Annotated in this window: 22 protein-coding genes and 1 tRNA gene; 6 read left to right on the plus strand and 17 right to left on the minus strand. The window is 65.8% G+C overall.

The features are described 5' to 3' along the window. Positions 1-20: 20 nt before the first annotated feature. The 17 genes from C8261_RS09370 to C8261_RS09450 form a co-directional block, all read right to left on the minus strand. A complete protein-coding gene (locus C8261_RS09370) occupies positions 21-1,502 on the minus strand; it encodes an NADH-quinone oxidoreductase subunit M (protein WP_107493435.1) in 1,482 nt (493 codons plus the stop codon). A 67-nt stretch (positions 1,503-1,569) separates the two neighbouring features. After that, positions 1,570-3,600 (minus strand): NADH-quinone oxidoreductase subunit L, encoded by a 2,031-nt coding sequence (gene nuoL / locus C8261_RS09375; protein ID WP_107493511.1) that lies wholly within the window; start codon positions 3,598-3,600, stop codon positions 1,570-1,572. A 201-nt stretch (positions 3,601-3,801) separates the two neighbouring features. Beyond that, on the minus strand, positions 3,802-4,113 hold the full coding sequence (gene nuoK, locus C8261_RS09380) for an NADH-quinone oxidoreductase subunit NuoK (RefSeq protein ID WP_107493436.1): 312 nt from the start codon (positions 4,111-4,113) through the stop codon (positions 3,802-3,804). Between the two features lie 3 nt (positions 4,114-4,116). Next, positions 4,117-4,719 (minus strand): NADH-quinone oxidoreductase subunit J, encoded by a 603-nt coding sequence (locus C8261_RS09385; protein ID WP_107493437.1) that lies wholly within the window; start codon positions 4,717-4,719, stop codon positions 4,117-4,119. Between the two features lie 37 nt (positions 4,720-4,756). Then, positions 4,757-5,242 (minus strand): NADH-quinone oxidoreductase subunit NuoI, encoded by a 486-nt coding sequence (gene nuoI / locus C8261_RS09390; RefSeq protein WP_107493438.1) that lies wholly within the window; start codon positions 5,240-5,242, stop codon positions 4,757-4,759. A 13-nt stretch (positions 5,243-5,255) separates the two neighbouring features. Further along, positions 5,256-6,305: an NADH-quinone oxidoreductase subunit NuoH gene (gene nuoH, locus C8261_RS09395; RefSeq protein ID WP_107493439.1), complete on the minus strand. Its 1,050-nt coding sequence runs from the start codon at positions 6,303-6,305 to the stop codon at positions 5,256-5,258. Then, entirely contained in the window at positions 6,305-8,638 is a 2,334-nt protein-coding gene (nuoG, locus tag C8261_RS09400; RefSeq protein WP_107493440.1) for an NADH-quinone oxidoreductase subunit NuoG, read from the minus strand. The genes nuoH and nuoG overlap by 1 nt, the downstream gene beginning before the upstream one ends. Beyond that, positions 8,632-9,936: an NADH-quinone oxidoreductase subunit NuoF gene (nuoF, locus tag C8261_RS09405; protein WP_107493441.1), complete on the minus strand. Its 1,305-nt coding sequence runs from the start codon at positions 9,934-9,936 to the stop codon at positions 8,632-8,634. Before nuoF ends, nuoG begins: the two co-directional genes overlap by 7 nt. Positions 9,937-9,947: 11 nt before the next feature. Beyond that, complete coding sequence (gene nuoE / locus C8261_RS09410) at positions 9,948-10,427, minus strand: NADH-quinone oxidoreductase subunit NuoE (protein WP_107493442.1); 480 nt, start codon at positions 10,425-10,427, stop codon at positions 9,948-9,950. Between the two features lie 84 nt (positions 10,428-10,511). Continuing rightward, positions 10,512-11,765: an NADH-quinone oxidoreductase subunit D gene (locus C8261_RS09415; protein WP_107493443.1), complete on the minus strand. Its 1,254-nt coding sequence runs from the start codon at positions 11,763-11,765 to the stop codon at positions 10,512-10,514. Further along, the gene (locus C8261_RS09420; RefSeq protein ID WP_107493444.1) at positions 11,758-12,363 is read right to left on the minus strand and encodes an NADH-quinone oxidoreductase subunit C; all 606 of its coding nucleotides are present in this window, start codon (positions 12,361-12,363) and stop codon (positions 11,758-11,760) included. Before C8261_RS09420 ends, C8261_RS09415 begins: the two co-directional genes overlap by 8 nt. A 16-nt stretch (positions 12,364-12,379) precedes the next feature. Then, positions 12,380-12,856 carry a NuoB/complex I 20 kDa subunit family protein gene (locus C8261_RS09425; RefSeq protein ID WP_107493445.1) on the minus strand — a complete coding sequence of 159 codons (477 nt, stop codon included), beginning with the start codon at positions 12,854-12,856 and terminating at the stop codon, positions 12,380-12,382. A 3-nt stretch (positions 12,857-12,859) separates the two neighbouring features. Then, on the minus strand, positions 12,860-13,234 hold the full coding sequence (gene ndhC / locus C8261_RS09430; protein ID WP_107493446.1) for an NADH-quinone oxidoreductase subunit A: 375 nt from the start codon (positions 13,232-13,234) through the stop codon (positions 12,860-12,862). A 104-nt stretch (positions 13,235-13,338) separates the two neighbouring features. Next, positions 13,339-13,423 (minus strand) — tRNA-Leu (locus tag C8261_RS09435). A gap of 64 nt (positions 13,424-13,487) precedes the next feature. Further along, positions 13,488-13,850, minus strand: coding sequence for a preprotein translocase subunit SecG (gene secG, locus C8261_RS09440; protein WP_107493447.1), 363 nt, complete (start codon positions 13,848-13,850; stop codon positions 13,488-13,490). 28 nt (positions 13,851-13,878) lie between these two features. Beyond that, positions 13,879-14,628, minus strand: coding sequence for a triose-phosphate isomerase (tpiA, locus tag C8261_RS09445; protein WP_107493448.1), 750 nt, complete (start codon positions 14,626-14,628; stop codon positions 13,879-13,881). A 90-nt stretch (positions 14,629-14,718) separates the two neighbouring features. Continuing rightward, the gene (locus C8261_RS09450; RefSeq protein WP_107493449.1) at positions 14,719-15,396 is read right to left on the minus strand and encodes a retropepsin-like aspartic protease family protein; all 678 of its coding nucleotides are present in this window, start codon (positions 15,394-15,396) and stop codon (positions 14,719-14,721) included. Between the two features lie 335 nt (positions 15,397-15,731). Between C8261_RS09450 and C8261_RS09455 the strand changes: the two genes are divergently transcribed. Genes C8261_RS09455 through C8261_RS09480 form a run of 6 tightly spaced genes read left to right on the plus strand, consistent with a single transcriptional unit; the run spans position 15,732 to position 20,904 of the window. Continuing rightward, positions 15,732-16,130: an ArsR/SmtB family transcription factor gene (locus tag C8261_RS09455; protein WP_107493450.1), complete on the plus strand. Its 399-nt coding sequence runs from the start codon at positions 15,732-15,734 to the stop codon at positions 16,128-16,130. Next, the gene (locus C8261_RS09460) at positions 16,127-16,609 is read left to right on the plus strand and encodes an arsenate reductase ArsC (protein ID WP_107493451.1); all 483 of its coding nucleotides are present in this window, start codon (positions 16,127-16,129) and stop codon (positions 16,607-16,609) included. The genes C8261_RS09455 and C8261_RS09460 overlap by 4 nt, the downstream gene beginning before the upstream one ends. A 34-nt stretch (positions 16,610-16,643) precedes the next feature. Then, positions 16,644-17,003 carry an arsenite efflux transporter metallochaperone ArsD gene (gene arsD, locus C8261_RS09465; RefSeq protein ID WP_107493452.1) on the plus strand — a complete coding sequence of 120 codons (360 nt, stop codon included), beginning with the start codon at positions 16,644-16,646 and terminating at the stop codon, positions 17,001-17,003. Between the two features lie 20 nt (positions 17,004-17,023). Then, the gene (arsA, locus tag C8261_RS09470; RefSeq protein WP_181358915.1) at positions 17,024-18,799 is read left to right on the plus strand and encodes an arsenical pump-driving ATPase; all 1,776 of its coding nucleotides are present in this window, start codon (positions 17,024-17,026) and stop codon (positions 18,797-18,799) included. 22 nt (positions 18,800-18,821) lie between these two features. After that, a complete protein-coding gene (gene arsB / locus C8261_RS09475) occupies positions 18,822-19,913 on the plus strand; it encodes an ACR3 family arsenite efflux transporter (protein ID WP_107493453.1) in 1,092 nt (363 codons plus the stop codon). 49 nt (positions 19,914-19,962) lie between these two features. Beyond that, entirely contained in the window at positions 19,963-20,904 is a 942-nt protein-coding gene (locus C8261_RS09480; protein WP_107493454.1) for an MBL fold metallo-hydrolase, read from the plus strand. Positions 20,905-20,992 lie beyond the last annotated feature (88 nt).

Consider the following 20,992-nt stretch of genomic DNA (forward strand, 5'->3'; position numbering starts at 1 on the left):
AAGGGGGTTCGCCTGATCGCTCAGAGCTTGCTCACGGCGATGTGCCGCAGGAGTTCATCGACCGAGGCATGCATCACTTCGGTGAACGGGAAGGGGTAGACGCCCATCGCCAGCACGCAGAAGGCCAGGATGGCGAGGAAGGCGAACTCGCGCCCGTTGATGTCGTCGAGCTGGGCGACGTGATCGTTGGCGACCTCGCCGAACACCACGCGCTTGTACATCCACAGGCTGTAGGCGGCGCCGAGGATGAGCGTAGTGGCGGCGAGGAAGGCCACCCAGAAGTTGAACTGCACCGCGCCGAGCACCACCATGAACTCGCCGACGAAGCCGCTGGTGCCGGGCAGGCCGGCGTTGGCCATGGCAAAGAGCATGAAGAAGGCGGCGAACTTCGGCATTTTGTTCACCACGCCGCCGTAGTCGGCGATGTTGCGCGAGTGCATGCGGTCATAGAGCACGCCGATGCACAGGAACATGGCGCCGGAGACGAAGCCGTGGGAGATCATCTGCACCAGCGCGCCTTCGATGCCGAGCTGGTTGAACATGAAGAAGCCCAGGGTGACGAAGCCCATGTGGGCGATCGACGAGTAGGCCACCAGCTTCTTCATGTCGGTCTGCACCAGGGCGACGAAGCCGATATACACCACCGCGACCAGCGACAGCGTGATCAGCAGCGGCGCGTAGTACTGCGCCGCATCGGGGACGATGGGCAGCGAGAAGCGCAGGAAGCCGTAGGCGCCGAGCTTCAGCGCGATCGCCGCCAGCACCACCGAACCACCGGTGGGGGCCTCGACGTGGGCGTCGGGCAGCCAGGTGTGCACCGGCCACATCGGCACCTTGACCGCGAAAGCCGCCAGGAAGGCGAAGAAGATCAGCGACTGCGCGCCCATCGGGATGGGCAGCTGGTGCCAGTCGAGGATGCTGAAGCTGCCGCCGGCCTGCAGGAAGAGGTAGAGCAGCGCCACCAGCATCAGCAGCGAGCCGGCCAGGGTGTAGAGGAAGAACTTGATCGCCGCATAGACGCGGTTGGCGCCGCCCCAGATGCCGATGACCAGATAGAGCGGGATCAGCGAGGCTTCGAAGAAGACGTAGAACAGCACGCCGTCGAGCGCGGAGAAGATGCCGTTCATAAGACCCGACATGATCAGGAAGGCGGCCATGTACTGCGCCACCTTCTCGCGGATGACCTCCCAGCCGGCGAGCACCACGATCACCGTAACGAAGGCGTTGAGGATCACGAACAGCACCGAGATGCCGTCCACCCCGAGGTGGTAGTTGATGTTGTAGGGGCGGATCCACGGCGCCATCTCGACAAACTGCATGGTCGCCGTGCCGGTATCGAAGCCCAGATAGAGCGGCACGGTGACCGCGAAGCCGGCCACTGCGACCAGCAGCGCGAGGGCGCGCGCCAGCGGCGCGTTGCGATCCGATCCGGTGGCGAGCACCAGCAGACCACCGAAGATCGGGATCCAGATCGCGAGACTGAGGAGTGGCATGTCCGTCATTGTTGCTTTCCGTTCAGTACGTTGCCGCTGTGGCGTCTTTGTCGTTGGGCGAGCGGGAGCGGCCGGCTCAGCCGCGGTTGAACCAGAAGGTGAGCAGCACGAATACGCCGATGATCATCGCAAAGGCGTACTGGTAGAGGTGTCCGGTCTGCAGCAGGCGGCTGGCCTGGGAGATCCAGCCCACCAGCCTGGCCGAGCCGTTGACCACCGCACCGTCGATCAGCGCCTGGTCGCCGCCCTTCCACAGGCCACGGCCCAGCAGGCGCGAACCGGCGGCGAAGAACACTTCGTTGAAGCGGTCGAAGTAGTACTTGTTCTCCAGCAGCGTATGCACGGCGCTGAAACGGCGCTGGATGGCGGCGGGGATGTCCGGACGCTTCATGTAGAAGTACCACGACAGCGCCACCCCGCCCATCGCCAGCCAGAACGGCGCAGTCTGCAGGCCATGGACGGCCATGCCCAGCGGGCTGTGGAAGCTGGCCGCGAGCTCGCTGAGGCCAACGTGGTTGTCACCGACGAAGATCACACTCTTGAACCACTCGCCGAACAGCATCGGCTCGATGGTGAAGTAGCCGATCAGCACCGACGGGATGGCCAGCAGCACCAGCGGCACGGTGACCACCCAGGGCGATTCGTGGGGCTTCTGCCCGGGCGCGAGGCCATGGTGGTGGTCGTCCTGATGATCGTCGTCGGCGTGGGCGTCGTGGTGGTGGGCGTCATGCGCCTTGCCGAAGCGTTCCTCACCGTGGAAGACCAGGAAGTACATGCGGAAGGAGTAGAAGGCGGTGACGAAGACCCCCAGCAGCACGCAGAACAGCGCATAGCCGGCGCCGGGGATCTGCGCCGCATGGACGGCCTCGATGATCGAATCCTTGGAATAGAAACCGGAGAACAGCGGGAAGCCGATCAGCGCCAGCGAACCGAGCAGCGAGGTGATCCAGGTAATGGGCATGTACTTGCGCAGCCCGCCCATGTTGCGCATGTCCTGGTCGTGGTGCATGCCGATGATCACCGAACCGGCGCCGAGGAACAGCAGGGCCTTGAAGAAGGCGTGGGTCATCAGGTGGAACACCGCCGCCGAGTAGGCCGACACACCCAGCGCCACGGTCATGTAGCCGAGCTGGGAGAGCGTGGAATAGGCCACCACGCGCTTGATGTCGTTCTGCACGATGCCGAGGAAACCCATGAACAGCGCGGTGGTCGCACCGATCACCAGCACGAAGGAGAGCGCCGCGTCGGACAGTTCGAACAGCGGCGACATGCGCGCCACCATGAAGATGCCGGCGGTGACCATGGTGGCGGCGTGGATCAGCGCCGAGATCGGCGTCGGGCCTTCCATGGAATCGGGCAGCCAGACGTGCAGCGGCACCTGGGCGGACTTGCCCATCGCGCCGATGAACAGGCAGATGCAGATCGCCGTGATCAGCGGCCAGCCGGTGCCGGCCATCTCCAGACTGGCGAGATTGCCGGCCTCCTCGAAGACCTCCGCGTAGTCGAGGCTGCCGGTGTAGGCAACGATGAGGCCGATGCCGAGCAGGAAGCCGAAGTCGCCGACGCGGTTGACCAGGAAGGCCTTGAGGTTGGCATAGATCGCCGTCGGGCGCTTGTACCAGAAACCGATCAGCAGGTAGGACACCAGGCCCACCGCCTCCCAGCCGAAGAAGAGCTGGAGGAAGTTGTTCGACATCACCAGCATCAGCATGGAGAAGGTGAACAGCGAGATGTAGCTGAAGAAGCGCTGATAGCCGGGATCTTCCGACATGTAGCCGATGGTGTAGACGTGCACCATCAGCGACACGAAGGTCACCACCAGCATCATCATCACGGTCAGCGAGTCGATCAGGAAGCCGATCTCGAAAGTGATGCCGCCGGCCTCCATCCACGTATAAACGGTGTCGTTGAAGGTGTTGCCGGCGAGAACATCGACATAGATCAGTATCGACGCAGCGAGGGCAACCAGTACGCCGAAGCTGGTGACGAGATGTGCGCCCGCGCGCCCGACCGCCTTGCCGAACAGGCCGGCAATGAGCGCACCGGCCAACGGAGCCAGCGGCACCACGCGGTACAGCATCTCCATCTCGACCCTGGAGAGGCCCATCATCAGGGCCGGCAGTCCCGCAACCAGGCCGACAAAGCCCACTGCGCGGGCACCTGCGCAGCCAAACAGCCGCCGGCGTGCGTTCAAGGCCAGAAGAGCCCCGGCAAGCAGAGCAAGGACCGTGAGGGCAATAAAAAGGGCTAGCTTAGAACCACTGGATAGCATCGTGTAGGTGCTGATAATCATCGCGCCGTGTCCCTTTTAACCCTTGAGGCTGTCCAGATCATCCACGTGGATGGTGCGCAGATTGCGGAACAGCACCACCAGGATCGCCAGGCCGATGGCCGATTCGGCCGCCGCCACGGTGAGGATGAAGAAAACGAAGACCTGCCCGGCAATGTCGCCCAGATAGTAGGAGAAGGCGACGAAGTTCATGTTCACCGCCAGCAGCATCAGTTCGATGGCCATCAGCAGCACGATGAGGTTCTTGCGGTTGAGGAAGATGCCGACGATGCCGATGGCGAACAGGATGGCGCCGAGGATCAGGTAGTGCGAGAGCGAAAGCGTGAGCATGGCTTATTCCTTTTCCGCCGGCATCTTCACCAGTTCGACCCGGCCTTCGCGTTTCACCGCCACCTGGTCGTCGGGGTTGATGTACTTGGTGCCCTTGCGCTTGCGCAGGGTCAGGGTGACGGCGACGATCATCGCCACCAGCAGCACCAGCGAGGCCAGCTCGAAGGGATAGACGTATTCGGTATACAGCACCATGCCGAGCGCGCGGGTGTTGCTGTAGCCCTCGGCCATCGCCGGCGGCTCGGGCATCACCTCAAGGCCGAAGTAGCGCCCGCCGAGCACGATGGTCATTTCCACCACCAGCAGGATGCCGATCAGCGCGCCCACCGGCAGGTAGCTCCAGAAGCCCTGGCGCAGGCGTTCGACGTTGATGTCGAGCATCATCACGACGAACAGGAAGAGCACCATCACCGCGCCGACGTAGACCATCACCAGCACGATGGCGAGGAACTCGGCATGCAGCAGCAGCCACACGCCGCCCGCGGTGAAGAAGGCGAGCACCAGGTAGAGCGCGGCATGCACCGGGTTGCGCGCGGTGATCACGCGCAGCGCGGCGAACACCAGGATGGCGCCGAGAAAGTAGAAGACAAAGGTCTTGAAGTCCATGTTCGGTCCTGTGGGTCCCGCTCAGGCGGGCGCCCTTTTAGCGGTACTTGGCATCCTGTTCGCGGTCGGCGGCGATCTGCGCCTCGTGCCGGTCACCCACCGCCAGCAGCATCTGCTTGGTGTAATAGAGATCGCCGCGCTGCTCGCCGTGGTATTCGAACACCCGCGTCTCGACAATGGCATCGACCGGGCAGGCCTCTTCGCAGAAACCGCAGAAGATGCACTTGGTCAGGTCGATGTCGTAGCGCGAGGTGCGGCGTGAACCGTCGTCGCGCTGCTCGGACTCGATGGTGATCGCCATCGCCGGGCAGATCGCCTCGCACAGCTTGCAGGCGATGCAGCGCTCCTCCCCGTTGGGGTAGCGGCGCAGCGCATGCAGGCCGCGGAAACGGTTGCTCTGCGGTGTCTTCTCTTCCGGAAACTGGATGGTGATCTTGCGGGCGAACAGATGCCGCCCGGTGAGCTGCATGCCCTTGAGCAGTTCCTTGAGGAACAGGCTACCGATGAAATCCTTGGCTCCCATGGTCCTTCCTCTATCAGCGCCAGATCGACAGCGGGGACATCATCCACACCGCCACGACGATCACCCAGACGAGGGTGACGGGAATGAACACCTTCCAGCCCAGACGCATGATGTGGTCGTAGCGGAAGCGCGGGAAGGTCGCCCGTGCCCACAGGAAGATGAACAGGATGGCGGCGGTCTTCAGCGCCAGCCAATGGAAGCCGTCGGGCAGGAAGCCCACCGGCGACAGCCAGCCGCCGAGGAACAGGACCGAGGTCAGGATGGAGACCAGGATCATGTTGGCGTATTCGGCGAGGAAGAACAGCGCGAAGCTCATGCCGGAGTATTCGACCATGTGGCCGGCGACCACCTCGGCCTCGCCTTCGACCACGTCGAAGGGTGCGCGGTTGGTCTCGGCAATGCCGGAGATGACGAAGACCACGAACATCGGCAGCAGCGGCAGCCAGTTCCACGACAGGAAGGACAGACCCATGTCGTGGAAGCGGCCCGAGCCCTGCGACAGCACGATGTCGGTGAGGTTGAGGCTGGCGGAGATCAGCAGCACGCAGATCAGCGCGAAGCCCATCGACACCTCGTAGGACACCATCTGCGCGGCGGCGCGCATCGAGCCGAGGAAGGGATACTTGGAGTTCGACGCCCAGCCGGCGACGATCACCCCGTACACCTCCATGGAGGTCACCGCGAGCAGGAACAGCAGGCCGGCATTGACGTTGGCCAGCACCAGGCCTTCGTCGAAGGGCACCACGGCCCAGGCCACCAGCGACGGGGCGATGGCGAGGATGGGGCCGAGGATGAAGAGGCCCTTGGAGGCGCCGCTCGGGACGATGATTTCCTTGAACAGCAGCTTCATGCCGTCGGCGATGGGCTGCAGCAGGCCGAGCGGGCCGACGCGGTTGGGGCCGATGCGCACCTGCATGTAGCCGATCACCTTGCGCTCGGCGAGCGTCAGGTAGGCCACGCAGATCATCAGCGGGGCGATGATGGCGACGATCTTGACCAGGGTCCACACCAGCGGCCAGGTCGGACCGAAGAACTGCGCCACCGGTTCGAGCATTGCTTCCATCAGATACGCTCCACGCTGATTGCACCGCTCATCGCACCGAGGCCGGCAGTGGCCGGATGGGCCGCGGGCACGCGCACGCAGCCGGCGGCAACCCCGTCGTCGGCGACGATGGCGAGGTCCACGCGCCCGCCTTCCTGCGCCAGCCGCACCCGGGCACCCGCCTCCACGCCCAGCGCGGCCAGGGTTGCGGCGCTGGCGCGCGCCACCGGCGCTGCGGCGTCGCGGCTGCGGGCCAGTGCCGGCGCCCGCCGGACGAGCGGATCGGCGAAATGGATGGGAACGTCGGTGACGCGCTCGCAGGTCGCAGGCACCACGGCAAACGGGGCGATCTCGCCGACGCGGTTGTCGAGACGCGTGGCGATGTCGCCGGCAAGGGCCTCGTCGCGCACCGCTTCGGAATCCTGGTAATCGAAACCGGGCAGCGCGAGGAGGTTGCCGAGCACGCGCAGCACCTTCCACGCCGGGCGGGTATCACCCTGCGGACGGGCAACGGCAACGAAACTCTGCGCCCGCCCCTCGCAATTCACGAAGGTCCCGGAGGTCTCGGCAAACGGCGCCACCGGCAGCATCACATCGGCGACTTCGCGCAGGCTCTCGGCATCGAAGGCGGAAAGCGCCACCACCAGCTGTGCGGTGCCAAGCGCCGCACGGGTGAGCGCCGGGTTGGCGAAATCCAGATCCGGCTCGGCCCCCAGCACCACATAGGCCTTGCGTGCCTGTTCGAGCATGCCGCGGGCGTCCAGCCCCCCCGCGGAAGGCAGCGCCGCGGCCAGATAACCGCCAACGCTGTTGGCCGCCTCGCCGATCACGCCGGCGCGACCACCGCACAGGCGGGCAATCTCGTTGGCCAGTTGCTGCAGTTCGGCGGCACGGCGATCCTGCACCGCGAGGTTGCTCAGCCACACCGCGACCTTGCGCCCGCTAGCCAGGCTGGCGGCAATCGCGCGCGCCTCGTCACCGGCCTGCGCGGGCAGCCTGTCGCGCAGCAGCGCGTCCACCTCGGCGCCCTTCTCGGCGGCAAGGGCAACAACGATCTGCCCGAGGCTGTCGACCATCGCCGACGGCGCCACCAGCGCACGCTGGCGCACCGGCAGCAGCCAGTCGTCGGCGGTGGGACCGACCACGCTGACGTGGAGGCCGCGCCTGGCGGCCTGGCGCACGCGCTGGGCGAGCAGCGGATTGTCCTTGCGCAGGAAGCTGCCGATCACCAGCAGGCGGTTGAGCTCGCCCACCTCGGCGACCTTCATGCCCAGCCAGGGCGCGCCGGCGCGCGCCGCGTCGGCGCGGAAGTCGCTCTGCCGCAGGCGGAAATCGACGTTGCCGGAACCCAGCCCGCGGGTGAGCTTCTGCAGCAGGAAGAGCTCTTCGACCGTGGCGTGCGGCGAAGCCAGCGCACCGATGGCCTCGCCGCCATGATCGCGCGCCACACCGGCGAGCCCGTTGGCAACGAATTCCAGCGCGGTCTGCCAGTCCACCGCCTTCCACTCACCACCCTGCTTGATCTGCGGCGTGGTCAGGCGCTCGTCGCTGTTGAGGCCTTCATAGGAGAAGCGGTCCTTGTCGGACAGCCAGCACTCGTTGAGTTCTTCGTTCTCATAGGGCAGCACGCGCATCACCACGTCGTGCTTGGTCTGCACGATCAGGTTGGCACCCAGCGAATCGTGCGGGCTCACTGCGCGGCGACGCGACATTTCCCAGGTACGCGCGGAGAAGCGGAAGGGTTTGGAGGTCAGTGCACCGACCGGGCAGAGGTCGATGATGTTGCCCGAGAGTTCGGAATCGACCGTCTTCTCGATGAAGGGCATGATCTCCGCGTGCTCGCCGCGGAAGGCCTGACCGAGTTCCATCTCGCCGGCGATCTCGGTGGTGAAGCGCACGCAGCGGGTGCAGTTGATGCACCGCGTCATGTCGGTGGACACCAGGGGCCCGAGGTTCTTGTTGAACACCACGCGCTTTTCTTCCTGATAGCGCGAGGTCACGCCGCCGTAGCCCACCGCGATGTCCTGCAGCTGGCATTCGCCGCCCTGGTCGCAGATCGGGCAGTCGAGCGGGTGGTTGATCAGCAGGAACTCCATCACGCCCTTCTGGGCCTTGATGGCGGCTTCCGAGCGCGTCCACACCTTCATCCCGGCGGTCACCGGAGTGGCACAGGCGGGCAGCGGCTTGGGCGCCTTCTCCACCTGCACCAGGCACATGCGGCAGCTCGCCGCGATGGAGAGCTTCTTGTGGTAGCAGAAATGGGGGATGTAGACGCCGGCCTGGGTGGCGGCATCCATCACGGTGCTGCCATCCTCCACCGCCAGCTGCTTGCCGTCGATTTCGATCTCTAGCATGAGGGGCTCACGTAGATTTGGCTGCCGGCGTACTGCACTTCGGGCGGCACGAGGCACTTCTTGTTTTCGATGTGGTACATGAACTCGTCGCCGAAGTGCTTGACGAAGCTCTGCACCGGCATCGAGGCGGCGTCACCGAGGGCGCAGATGGTGCGGCCCATGATGTTGGCGGTGACCGAGTTGAGCAGATCGAGGTCGTCCGGCCGGCCGAGGCCGTGCTCGATGCGATGCACCACGCGGTACAGCCAGCCGGTGCCTTCGCGGCACGGTGTGCACTGGCCGCAGGATTCCTCGAAGTAGAAGTAGGACAGACGCTCCAGCGCCTTCACCATGCAGGTGGTCTCGTCCATGACGATCACCGCGCCGGAACCAAGCATCGACCCCGCCTTGGAGATCGAGTCGTAGTCCATGGTGCAGTCCATCATGATCCCGGCGGGCACCACCGGGGCCGACGAACCGCCGGGAATCACCGCCTTCAGCTTGCGCCCGCCGCGCATGCCGCCGGCCATCTCGAGCAGCTCGGCGAAGGGCGTGCCCATCGGCACCTCGTAGTTGCCCGGGCGATTGACGTGACCCGACACCGAAAACAGCTTCATGCCGCCGTTGTTGGGTTTGCCGAGATTGAGGAAGCCCTCGCCGCCCATGTTCATGATGAAGGGCACCGAGGCGAAGGTTTCGGTGTTGTTGATCGTCGTGGGCTTGCCGTACAGGCCGTAGCTCGCCGGGAAGGGCGGCTTGAAGCGCGGCTGGCCCTTCTTGCCTTCGATCGATTCGAGCAGCGCGGTTTCCTCGCCGCAGATGTAGGCGCCGTAGCCGTGGTGGGCGAAGAGCTCGAAGGAGAAATCCGAACCGAGGATGTTCTGGCCGATCAGCTGCGCCGCGCGCGCTTCTTCCAGGGCTTCCTCGAAGCGCTGGTAGATCTCGAAGATCTCGCCGTGGATGTAGTTGTAGCCGCGCGCCGCGCCCATCGCATAGGCGGCAATGGCCATACCCTCGATGACGCTGTGGGGGTTGTAGCGCAGGATGTCGCGGTCCTTGAAGGTGCCCGGCTCGCCCTCGTCGGAGTTGCAGGCCAGATACTTGTCGCCGGGGAAGGAGCGCGGCATGAAGCTCCACTTCAGCCCGGTCGGAAAGCCCGCGCCGCCACGGCCGCGCAGCACCGAGGTCTTCAGCTCGGCGATGATGGTTTCCTGGGGAATCTTTTCGGCGACGATCTTCTTCAGCGCGGCATAGCCGCCACGGGCGAGATAGTCCTGCAGCCGCCAGCTGCGGTCGCCGTCACAGCCGGCGAGGATCATTCCTTGTGCGCTCATTTGCCACCCAGTTCGGCCAGCAGCTGGTCGATCCTTTCCTTGGTCATCCAGCTGCACATGCGGTGGTTGTTGTGCAGCAGCACCGGGGCATCGCCACAGGCGCCCATGCACTCGCCTTCCTTCAAGGTGAACAGGCCGTCGGGCGTGGTCTCGTTGAAGTCGATGCCGAGCTTTTCCTTCAGGTACTCGGCCGCATGCACGCCACCCGACAACGCACAGGGCAGATTGGTGCACACGGTGATCTTGTGGCGCCCGACCGGCTGCAGGTCGTACATGTTGTAGAAGCTCGCCACCTCATAGGCGGCGATCGGCGGCATGCCCAGGTAGTTGGCGACGAACTCGATGGTCTCGTTGGCCAGCCAGCCTTTTTCGACCTGGGCGATGCGCAGCGCCGCCATCACCGCGGACTGCTTCTGCTCCGGCGGATACTTGGCGACCTCGCGATCGATCTGTTGGAGTGATTCCTGGCTCAGCATTGCGTACTCGTCTTCCCGTCAGCCTGCCTGTTCCTGTCTGCCGCGCCGCCAGCCGCGACGCCCTGCCCTTGCCTGCCTTGCGCGCTAGCGGTCGATCTCGCCGAACACCACGTCCATGGTGCCGATGATCGCCACCACGTCGGCGATCATGTGCCCGCGGGCAAGTTCGTCCATCGCCGCCAGGTGCGCGAACCCGGGGGCGCGCAGCTTGAGGCGGTAGGGCTTGTTGGCACCGTCGGAGACCGCATAGACGCCGAACTCGCCCTTCGGATGCTCGACCGCGGCATAGACCTCGCCTGCGGGCACGTGCATGCCCTCGGTGAACAGCTTGAAGTGGTGGATCAGCTCTTCCATGTTCGCCTTCATCTTCTCGCGCGGCGGCGGGGCGACCTTGTGGTTGTCGGTGATCACCGGCCCCGGATTGCTGCGCAGCCAGTCGATGCACTGGCGGATGATGCGGTTGGACTGGCGCATTTCCTCCATGCGGCACAGGTAACGGTCGTAGCAGTCGCCGTTCTTGCCCACCGGGATGTCGAAATCCACCTTGTCATACACTTCGTAGGGCTGCTTCTTGCGCAGATCCCAGGCAATCCCGGAGCCGCGCAGCATGGGGCCGGAGAAGCCCCAGGCAAGCGCCTGTTCGGGGGTGACCACGCCGATGCCGACGGTGCGCTGCTTCCAGATGCGGTTGTCGGTGAGCAGGGTCTCGTACTCGTCACAGTAGCGCGGGAAGCGCTCGGTGAAGTCTTCGAGGAAGTCGAGCAGCGACCCCTGACGCGCCTCGTTGAGCTCGCGCACGGTCTTCTCGTTCTTGAAGCGGTTCACCTCGTACTGCGGCATGCGCTCGGGCAGGTCGCGATAGACGCCGCCCGGACGGTAGTAGGCCGCATGCATGCGCGCGCCGGAGACCGCCTCGTAGGCATCCATGAGATCTTCGCGCTCGCGGAAGGTGTACAGCACCATGGTCATCGCGCCGATGTCGAGCGCGTGGGTGCCGATGTTCAGCAGGTGGTTGAGGATGCGCGTGATTTCGTCGAACATCACCCGGATGTACTGCGCACGCTCGGGCACCTGCACGCCCAGCAGGCGCTCGATGGCCATGCAGTAAGCGTGCTCGTTGCACATCATGGAGACGTAGTCGAGCCGGTCCATGTAGGGCACCGACTGCACCCAGGTACGGGTCTCGGCGAGCTTCTCGGTACCGCGGTGGAGCAGGCCGATGTGCGGATCGGCGCGCTCGACGACTTCGCCGTCGAGTTCCAGCACCAGACGCAGCACGCCGTGCGCGGAGGGGTGCTGCGGACCGAAGTTGATGGTGTAGTTGCGGATCTCAGCCATGACCGACGTCCCCGTAGTGTTCTTCACGGACGATGCGCGGCGTGTTCTCGCGCGGCGCAATGGTCACCGGCTGGTACACCACGCGGCCGGCCTCGGGGTCGTAGCGCATCTCGACATGACCGGAGACGGGGAAATCCTTGCGGAACGGGTGGCCGACAAAACCATAGTCGGTGAGGATGCGACGCAGGTCGGGATGGCCGCTGAACATGATGCCGTAGAGATCGAAGGCCTCGCGCTCGAACCAGTTCGCGCTCGGCCATACGCCGACCAGCGAATCGAGCACCGGAAAGGCGTCGTCCTCGGCAAAGGCACGCAGACGCAGGCGCCAGTTGTACTTGATCGACAGCAGATGGGTGGCAACGGCGAAGCGCCCGCCTTCGCGCGGCGCGTTGCCGTAGGTGGAGTAATCCAGCCCGGAAACGTCGATAAGCTGCTCGAACTGCAGATCGGCATGATCGCGCAGGATCTGCGCTGCCTGCAGGTAATCGGCCGCGAGCACCTCGATGCTCACCTCACCGCGGTCAGTGACGACACTCCGCAGCATGTCGCCGAGGGCGGTACGCAGCGTTTCGCCGAGTCTTTCCAGTTTCGCACTCATGGTTCCGGGCTACCTGTCAGCGCGCAATGGTGTTGGTGCGCTTGATCTTGTTCTGCAACTGGATGATGCCGTACATCAGCGCCTCGGCCGTCGGCGGACAGCCCGGCACATAGACATCGACCGGCACGATGCGGTCGCAACCGCGCACCACCGAATAGGAGTAATGGTAGTAACCGCCGCCGTTGGCACACGACCCCATGGAGATCACCCAGCGCGGTTCGGCCATCTGGTCATAGACCTTGCGCAGCGCCGGCGCCATCTTGTTGCACAGCGTGCCGGCAACGATCATCAGGTCGGACTGGCGCGGACTGGGGCGGAACACCACCCCGAAGCGATCGAGGTCATAGCGCGAACAGCCGGCATGGATCATTTCCACCGCACAGCAGGCCAGACCGAAAGTCATCGGCCACAGCGAGCCGGTGCGCGTCCAGTTGATTACCGCATCAAGCGAAGTGGTGACGAAGCCTTCGCGAAAGACGCCCTCGATGCTCATGCATTACTCCCAGTCGAGTGCGCCGTTTTTCCACTCGACGATGTAGCCGATGACCAGCACGGCTAAAAAGACCATGACCGCGCCGAACACGAACCACGCATGTTCGCCGGCCGCGATGAAATCCTGGAAGACGGTCGCCCACGGGAAGAGGAAGGCGATTTCGAGATCGAAGAGAATGAAGAGGATGGCGATCAGGTAGTAACGGACGTCGAACTTCATGCGGGCGTCTTCAAACGCCTCGAAGCCGCATTCGTAGGGCGACAGCTTTTCGCTGTCAGGACGCCATGGCGCCACCAGGCGCCCGAGCAGGATGGGCACTATACCGAACCCAAGGCCCACAAGAATGAAGACCAGGACGGGAAAATAGCTTTCCAGCATCGTTCAACAACCCCCGTTGAGTTGAGACTCTTATAGTTTTAATTATCCTGCCCTGCCTTGTCCTGCAAGGAAACGCCCGCTTTGCGCGGGCGCTTCTGAAACTCTGGTGCCGACGGTGAGACTCGAACTCACACGGCTTGCGCCACCACCCCCTCAAGATGGCGTGTCTACCAATTTCACCACGTCGGCACGTCTTGTTTCAGCGACCGCAATTATACGTCCTTTCCTGCGGTGCGCAAACTCTATTTATAGCTTATTTCGGGATTGCCTGCGAACGCGAATCGGCCGCCCCGTCGTCGTTTGCGGGAACTGCGGGCGCTGCCGGCACGGCACCCGGCGCGACACTCTCCATCACACTGGCGGGCGCCGCCGGCTTGTTGCTGGCGAGGTAGCTCAGACCCAGGCTGGTGCAGAAGAAGATGGTCGCCAGCACGGCAGTGGTGCGGCTGAGAAAGTTCGCCGAACCCGAGGAACCGAACAGGCTGCCCGAGGAACCACCACCGAACGCAGCCCCCATGTCGGCCCCCTTGCCATGCTGCATCAGCACCAGCGCAATGACCGCCAGACCGACGATGACATGGACCGAAAGGACCATCGAAAAAGCGAAGTTATTCATTCCAGACCTTGCAAGAAACGTTGCACATTCAGCTCTCTGCCGCGGCGCGGCAAATCGCCAGAAAATCTTCCGCGACCAGCGCGGCACCGCCGATCAAGCCGCCATCGACGTCGGCCACCGCGAACAGCTCGGCGGCATTGGCGGGCTTGACGCTGCCCCCATAGAGGATGGACACCGCATCCGCCTGCGCGCAGCGCTCACGCAGCCAGGCCCGGATCGCCCCATGCACCTCGCCGACCTGCTCGGTACTGGCCGAGCGCCCGCTGCCGATCGCCCATACCGGCTCGTAAGCCAGCACCACCCGCCCGAGCGCCTCGCCACCGAGCACCTCGGCAACGGCATCGAGCTGGCGGCGGATCACCTCCACGGTCTCGCCAGCCTCGCGCTGCGCCAGGGTTTCGCCGACGCAGACGATGGGAATCAGCCCACCGCCCAGCGCCGCTGCCGCCTTGCGCCCGACCTGACGGTCGTCCTCGGCGAACAGTGTACGACGCTCGGAATGCCCGACGATGACATGGAGGCAACCAAACTCCGCCAGCATCGCCGCACTGACCTCGCCGGTGTAGGCGCCGGCAACGTACTCGCTGACGTCCTGGGCGCCGGTCATGATCGCCGAACCCTGCAGACAGTCGTGCGCCTGGGCAAGATAGGGATACGGCACGCACACGGAACAGGCCACCGCGAGATCGCCGGCACCCGCCAGCGCACGGAGCAGCGCCGCGTTGTCCGCCAACGCGCCATTCATCTTCCAGTTTCCGGCTACGAGTTTGCTGGCCACAGCGACACCCCGTCGGTTAAACCGGGGGATTATAAGGGGGTGCTCACCTGCAGGCAAATCGCACGCCCTGTGCACATGCCGCAGTTCGCTTCAGAAACGCTTGCGCAGCAGCAGGTGCCCGCCCTGACGCTCCATGTCCATGCGCTGCAGGAAGCTCATCCCGAGCAGCACCTGGGGCATGTCGGCCTCGTGGACCAAGCCATCCACACCATGCAGCACGAGGTCGCCGACGCGCACGCTGTCGAGGCGCACCTGCCAGACCGTGACCACGCCATTGGCGGTCTGCGCCCGCACGCGCTGTGCGCCCTGCAGGTTCACCCCCGCACGGCGGGCGTCGGCGCGCCCCATCGACACCATCGTAGCCCCGGTATCGAGCAGGAAGCGCACCGTGGCGCCATTGATGCTGCCGCCGGCGTAGTAATGCCCCTGGCTGTCAGGAACCAGCACCAGGGTGTCGCCGCCGGCACTCTCGCGCGCCGCCCCCTCGACCTGCACCGGGGCACGCCCGAGCTCGAGGCGCTCGCGCCGCCCGTGCACGTCAACCAGCGCCCAGTCGCTGCCGACTTCGAGCACCTGCACGCCTTCGCGCGTGCTGCGCCCCTGGGCCACGGTCTGCGGCGCACCGCCTTCGACCACCAGCACCGCGCGGTTGCCGAAGACCCCCGCCAGGGAGAGCGCCAGCGCCTGCACCGGCAGCGGCAATGCCAGCAGCAGCGCCGCGCATGCGCCCACCCACACCCCCCGCAGGAGACTGCCCTTCGTCGTCATCACCGCACCTCTACAGATCAGGACGCCGGCATTATCCGGCAAAGCCCGCGACCATGCCCACAACTGCCGCAACGCAGCAGACATTGCTGTCGACCACCGCTTCGCAACACGTGCACGACCGGCTGGAGCACCCGCTGGTGCGCCCCACGCCACCGCGACAGCCGCGCCCCCAAGCATTGCAAAGTCATTGCACGAGAACGAGGCAATACTCGTTCAGATTTCAGCACCGGCGCGCGGAATTATCTCACGCTCAAGGCGCCCTCCCGCAGCACTGTTGACGCCAGCGGGCGTGCGGCGAATAATAGTCAAACATTTCTTTAATTGTTTAACAGTTCATGACACCTCCTGCCCCCAGCACCGATCGCAGCGCCGTCCTGCAGGTCTTCGAAGCCCTCTCCTCCGGTGTGCGCCTGGATGCCTTCCGCCTCCTCGTGCAGGCCGGGCGCCAGGGGCGGGTGGCGGGCGAGCTGGCCAGCGCCCTCGACATTCCGCCCGCCAACCTCTCCTTCCACCTCAAGAACCTGCTTGCCGCCGGGCTCGTCGATGTCGAACAGGAAGGCCGCTTCCAGCGTTACCGCGCCAACATCCCGCTGATGCTCGCCACCATCGCCTACCTCACCGCCAACTGCTGCGGCGACCACCCCGAGGAATGCGCCGAACTGCGCGCCGGCGTCCCCGGCGTCGCGGCCTTTCTTCCCGCTCTGCAATGCTCCACGGAAAACCCCTGCAAATGACCAACATCCTCTTCCTGTGCACAGGCAACTCCTGCCGTTCCATCCTCGCCGAGGCCACCTTCAACGCCCTCGCCCCGGCCGGCATGCGCGCCATGAGCGCCGGCAGCCAGCCCGCCGGCTACGTGCATCCACGCTCGCTGGCCGTACTCGAACGCGAAGGCATCGCCACCACCGGCTATCACAGCAAATCCTGGGACGCCCTGCCGGCCACCCCCGACATCGTCATCACCGTGTGCGCCAGCGCCGCGGGTGAAACCTGCCCGCTGTACCTGGCACCGGTGCCACGCGCGCACTGGGGCGTGGACGACCCGGCAAAGGCCACCGGCACGGACGCCGAGATCGACGCGGCGTTCGACACCGCCTACCGCATCCTGCGCACCCGCATCGAGGCCTTCCTCGCCCTGCCCGCAGATCTTGCGCAGCAGGATCCGGCCGCCTTCAGGGCCGCGCTCGAACGCATCGGCACGCTCAACGCCTGAACACCGCGCAACAACCACCAAGGAGTACCGCGCCATGAAAACCATCCATATCTTCGACCCCGCCCTGTGCTGCAGCACCGGCGTATGCGGCACCGAGGTCGACCAGGCCCTGGTCAACGCCGCCGCCGATCTCGACTGGGCCCGTCAGCAGGGCGCCCGCATCGAACGCTACAACCTCGCCCAGCAGCCGCTGGCCTTTGCCGGCAATGCCGTAGTGAAGGCCTTCCTCGAACGCTCCGGGCAGGATGCGCTGCCGCTGGTGCTGGTCGATGGCGAGATGGCGCTCGCCGGGCGCTACCCGACACGTGCCGAACTGGCACGCTGGGCGGGCATCAGCGCACTTCCGGTGCAGGCCGTGGGCAGCGACTGCTGCAGCGGCGGCAAGTGCTGCTGATCAGCAGCACGGAGACGATGATGGACTTCCTCGAGCAGCCGCCGCGCTTCCTCTTCTTCACCGGCAAGGGGGGGGTCGGCAAGACCTCGCTGGCCTGTGCAACGGCGGTGCGGCTGGCCGACTCCGGCCGTCGCGTGCTGCTGGTGAGCACCGATCCGGCCTCCAACGTCGGCCAGGTGTTCGACACGCAGATCGGCAACCGCCTCGTCACGATTGACGCGGTACCCGGCCTCACCGCCCTCGAAATCGACCCCGAGGCCGCCGCCGGCGCCTACCGCGAGCGCATCGTCGGCCCGGTGCGCGGCGTGCTGCCCGAGGACGTGGTGCGCGGCATCGAGGAACAGCTCTCCGGCGCGTGCACCACCGAGATCGCCGCCTTCGACGAGTTCACCGGTCTGCTCACCGACGATGCCCTGATCGCCGGTTTCGACCACATCGTCTTCGACACCGCCCCCACCGGCCACACCATCCGTCTGCTGCAACTGCCCGGGGCGTGGAGCGGTTTCCTGGAGAGCAACGACAACGGCGCCTCCTGCCTCGGCCCGCTCGCCGGCCTGGAGAAGCAGCGTCAGCAATACCGCGCCGCCGTCGCCGCACTGGCCGACCCGCTGCGCACCCGCCTGGTGCTGGTGGCCCGCGCCCAGGCTTCGACCCTGCGCGAAGTGGCGCGCACCCATGACGAACTCGCCGCCATCGGCCTGCAACGCCAGTATCTGGTCATCAACGGCGTGCTGCCGGCGGCCGAGGCTGCCGGCGATGCGCTCGCCGCCGCCATCGTCGCGCGCGAAGCGCGCGCACTGGCCGCCCTGCCCGGCGCAGTGGCCGCCCTGCCCCGTACCCAGGTGCCCCTCAAGCCCTTCAACCTCGTCGGCCTGCCCGCCTTGCGTGCCCTGCTCGACGACAACGCCGGCGCTCTCAGCACCACGCCGGCGGCGCCCGCCAATGCACCCGGCGCACTGCCTGCGCTGGCCACGCTGGTCGACGAACTGGCCACTGCCGGCCACGGTCTGGTGATGCTGATGGGCAAGGGCGGCGTCGGCAAGACCACGCTGGCCGCCGCGGTGGCGGTGGAACTGGCCCGCCGTGGCCTGCCGGTACACCTCACTACCTCGGACCCTGCCGCCCACCTCACCGAAACCCTGGAAGGCAGCCTGCAACAACTCACCGTCAGCCGCATCGACCCGCACGCCGAGACCGAGCGCTACCGCGCAGAGGTGTTGACCACCAAGGGCAAGGATCTCGATGCCCACGGCCGCGCCCTGCTCGAGGAAGACCTGCGCTCGCCGTGCACCGAGGAGATCGCGGTATTCCAGGCCTTCTCGCGCATCATCCGCGAAGCCGGGCGCAAGTTCGTAGTGATGGACACCGCCCCCACCGGCCACACCCTGCTGCTGCTCGACGCCACCGGCGCCTATCACCGCGAGATGGCCCGCCACATGGACAAGAGCGGCATCACCCACTACACCACGCCGATGATGCAGCTGCAGGACCCGGCACAGACCCGCGTGCTCATCGTCACCCTGGCCGAAACCACCCCGGTGCTGGAAGCCGCCCGCCTGCAGGACGACCTGCGCCGCGCCGGCATCGAACCGTGGGCCTGGGTGATCAACAACAGCCTCGCCGCCGCCTCACCCACCAGCCCTTTGCTGATGCGCCGCGCCGCCGCCGAATGGGCGCAGATCGACGCCGTGCGCAACCTCCACGCCCAGCGCCTCGCCCTCGTCCCGCTGCAGGCCGAGGAGCCGGTCGGCATCGCCCGCCTGCAGGCGCTGGCCGCCGGCCAGCGCCATTCCTGAACCGCCTACCCGAGCCCCACCCATGTCCGCACAATGTGAAGTCACCGCCCGCAAGGCCGCCGGCGCACCGATCAGTTTCTTCGAACGCTATCTCACCGTCTGGGTGTTCCTGTGCATCGTCGCCGGCACCGCCTTCGGCCAGGCCGCGCCGCAAGTCGCCCATGCCGTCGGGGCACTGGAAGTCGCCCACGTCAACATCCCGGTCGGCCTGCTGATCTGGGTGATGATCATCCCCATGCTGATGAAGATCGACTTCGGCGCACTCCACGAACTGCGCCAGCAGAAGGCCGGCATCGGCATCACCCTGTTCGTGAACTGGGCGGTAAAGCCCTTCACCATGGCCCTGCTGGGGTGGATCTTCATCCGCCACGTGTTCGCCCCCTGGCTGCCCGCCGAACAGCTCGACAGCTACATCGCCGGCCTCATCCTGCTCGGCGCCGCGCCGTGCACGGCGATGGTCTTTGTGTGGAGCAACCTCTGCAAGGGCAACGCCAACTTCACCCTCACCCAGGTGGCGCTCAACGACGCCGTGATGGTGGTCGCCTTCGCCCCCATCGTTGCGCTCCTCCTCGGGGTCTCCTCCATCCCGGTGCCGTGGGACACGCTGTTCCTCTCGGTGGTGATGTACATCGTCATCCCGCTGGCCATCGCCCAGTTCCTTCGCGCCCGCCTGCTGCGTCGCGGCCAGGCCGCGTTCGACAGCGCAATGGCACGTATCGGCCCCTTCTCCATCGTCGCCCTGCTCGCCACCCTGGTGCTGCTGTTCTCCTTCCAGGGCCAGACCATCGTCGCCCAGCCGGCCATCATCGCCATGCTTGCGGTGCCCATCCTGCTGCAGACCCTGCTCATTGCCGCCCTCGGCTACTGGCTCAACCGCCGCCTGCGCGTACGCCACGACATCGCCGGCCCGTCCACAATGATCGGCGCCTCAAACTTCTTCGAACTCGCCGTGGCGGTGGCCATCGTGCTCTATGGCTTCGACTCCGGCGCCGCGCTGGCCACCGTGGTCGGCGTGCTCATTGAAGTGCCGGTGATGCTGTGGCTGGTGCGCACGGTGACGCGCAGCCGGGCCTGGTACGAACGCGCGCTGCCGGCAAGCGCACGTGGCGGCTGAGAGCCCGCGACGTATCATCAGTGCCTTATTGAACAACTGGAGATTCGCGATGGCCCTGCACCGCCTTGCCACCCTGCTGTGCGCCCTCGTCATGCTGCCCAGCGCAGCGCTGGCCAGCGACGAATCGATCCTGCACGCCGAGGAAGTAGCCCCAGGCATCCATGCGCTGATCGGCCCGACCGGCGCACGGACATTCGACAACCACGCCCTCAACGCCAACTACGGGGTCATCGACACCGCCGACGGCACCATACTCATCGACAGCGGCGCCTCGCGCAGCGCTGCCGGAGTGCTCGAACGCCAGGCCGTCGCCCTCACCGGCAAGCCGGTGCGCTGGGTGATCAACACCGGCGCGCAGGATCACCGCTGGCTGGGCAACGATCACTTCCGCGCGCGCGGCGTGGAAGTGATCGCCATGCAGCGCACCGTTGCCACCCAGCGCGCGGTGGCCGCCGAACAGCTCGATGCGCTGCGCCCGGTGCTCGGCGAACGCCTCGCCGGCACGACCCCGGCCTACGCCAGCCAGATGCTCGGCGATGACCACAGCACGCTCGAACTGGGCGGACGGCGCATCGAAATCCACTACTTTGCCGATGCCCATTTTCCCGGAGACATGGTGGTGTGGCTGCCCGCGGAGGGCATCGCCTTTGCCGGCGATCACGTCTATGTCGACCGCCTGCTGGGGGTGCGCCCGCGCAGCAATCCGGAAAGCTGGCTGGCCGCTTTCGAAGGTCTCAAAGGCCTGCAACCCAGGATAATCGTCCCCGGTCACGGCAACGTCACCGATCTCGCCACCGCCGAAGCCCAGACCGGCGCCTATCTCGCCTTCCTGGTCGAACACGTCAAAGTGCTCGCCGAAGAGATGGCCGGCGTGGACGCCGCGGTCGCCGCACTGGCCGCGGCACCGCAGTTCGAACATCTGGCCAACTTTGCCGAACTCCACCGTCTCAACATCAACCGCGCCTACCTGCACTTCGAATCCGCACCGTAGCGCGTGCCGGCGAACATCCGCCCGCGCGCGCGGTCACACAGACGCGGCGCGCCTGTCCTCACCGGCAGCTACGCTGCCGCGGCACAAG

Source organism: Pseudothauera lacus (assembly GCF_003034845.1).
GTDB lineage: Bacteria > Pseudomonadota > Gammaproteobacteria > Burkholderiales > Rhodocyclaceae > Pseudothauera > Pseudothauera lacus.

What these genes read in the sequence shown, in the direction of transcription:
- C8261_RS09370 (WP_107493435.1), bottom strand. Translation starts at nt 1,502, where the DNA reads ATGACGGACATGCCACTCCTCAGTCTCGCGATCTGGATCCCGATCTTC.
- nuoL (WP_107493511.1), bottom strand. Translation starts at nt 3,600, where the DNA reads ATGGGCCTCTCCAGGGTCGAGATGGAGATGCTGTACCGCGTGGTGCCG.
- nuoK (WP_107493436.1), bottom strand. Translation starts at nt 4,113, where the DNA reads ATGCTCACGCTTTCGCTCTCGCACTACCTGATCCTCGGCGCCATCCTG.
- C8261_RS09385 (WP_107493437.1), bottom strand. Translation starts at nt 4,719, where the DNA reads ATGGACTTCAAGACCTTTGTCTTCTACTTTCTCGGCGCCATCCTGGTG.
- nuoI (WP_107493438.1), bottom strand. Translation starts at nt 5,242, where the DNA reads ATGGGAGCCAAGGATTTCATCGGTAGCCTGTTCCTCAAGGAACTGCTC.
- nuoH (WP_107493439.1), bottom strand. Translation starts at nt 6,305, where the DNA reads ATGGAAGCAATGCTCGAACCGGTGGCGCAGTTCTTCGGTCCGACCTGG.
- nuoG (WP_107493440.1), bottom strand. Translation starts at nt 8,638, where the DNA reads ATGCTAGAGATCGAAATCGACGGCAAGCAGCTGGCGGTGGAGGATGGC.
- nuoF (WP_107493441.1), bottom strand. Translation starts at nt 9,936, where the DNA reads ATGATCCTCGCCGGCTGTGACGGCGACCGCAGCTGGCGGCTGCAGGAC.
- nuoE (WP_107493442.1), bottom strand. Translation starts at nt 10,427, where the DNA reads ATGCTGAGCCAGGAATCACTCCAACAGATCGATCGCGAGGTCGCCAAG.
- C8261_RS09415 (WP_107493443.1), bottom strand. Translation starts at nt 11,765, where the DNA reads ATGGCTGAGATCCGCAACTACACCATCAACTTCGGTCCGCAGCACCCC.
- C8261_RS09420 (WP_107493444.1), bottom strand. Translation starts at nt 12,363, where the DNA reads ATGAGTGCGAAACTGGAAAGACTCGGCGAAACGCTGCGTACCGCCCTC.
- C8261_RS09425 (WP_107493445.1), bottom strand. Translation starts at nt 12,856, where the DNA reads ATGAGCATCGAGGGCGTCTTTCGCGAAGGCTTCGTCACCACTTCGCTT.
- ndhC (WP_107493446.1), bottom strand. Translation starts at nt 13,234, where the DNA reads ATGCTGGAAAGCTATTTTCCCGTCCTGGTCTTCATTCTTGTGGGCCTT.
- secG (WP_107493447.1), bottom strand. Translation starts at nt 13,850, where the DNA reads ATGAATAACTTCGCTTTTTCGATGGTCCTTTCGGTCCATGTCATCGTC.
- C8261_RS09450 (WP_107493449.1), bottom strand. Translation starts at nt 15,396, where the DNA reads ATGACGACGAAGGGCAGTCTCCTGCGGGGGGTGTGGGTGGGCGCATGC.
- C8261_RS09455 (WP_107493450.1), top strand. Translation starts at nt 15,732, where the DNA reads ATGACACCTCCTGCCCCCAGCACCGATCGCAGCGCCGTCCTGCAGGTC.
- C8261_RS09460 (WP_107493451.1), top strand. Translation starts at nt 16,127, where the DNA reads ATGACCAACATCCTCTTCCTGTGCACAGGCAACTCCTGCCGTTCCATC.
- arsD (WP_107493452.1), top strand. Translation starts at nt 16,644, where the DNA reads ATGAAAACCATCCATATCTTCGACCCCGCCCTGTGCTGCAGCACCGGC.
- arsA (WP_181358915.1), top strand. Translation starts at nt 17,024, where the DNA reads ATGGACTTCCTCGAGCAGCCGCCGCGCTTCCTCTTCTTCACCGGCAAG.
- arsB (WP_107493453.1), top strand. Translation starts at nt 18,822, where the DNA reads ATGTCCGCACAATGTGAAGTCACCGCCCGCAAGGCCGCCGGCGCACCG.
- C8261_RS09480 (WP_107493454.1), top strand. Translation starts at nt 19,963, where the DNA reads ATGGCCCTGCACCGCCTTGCCACCCTGCTGTGCGCCCTCGTCATGCTG.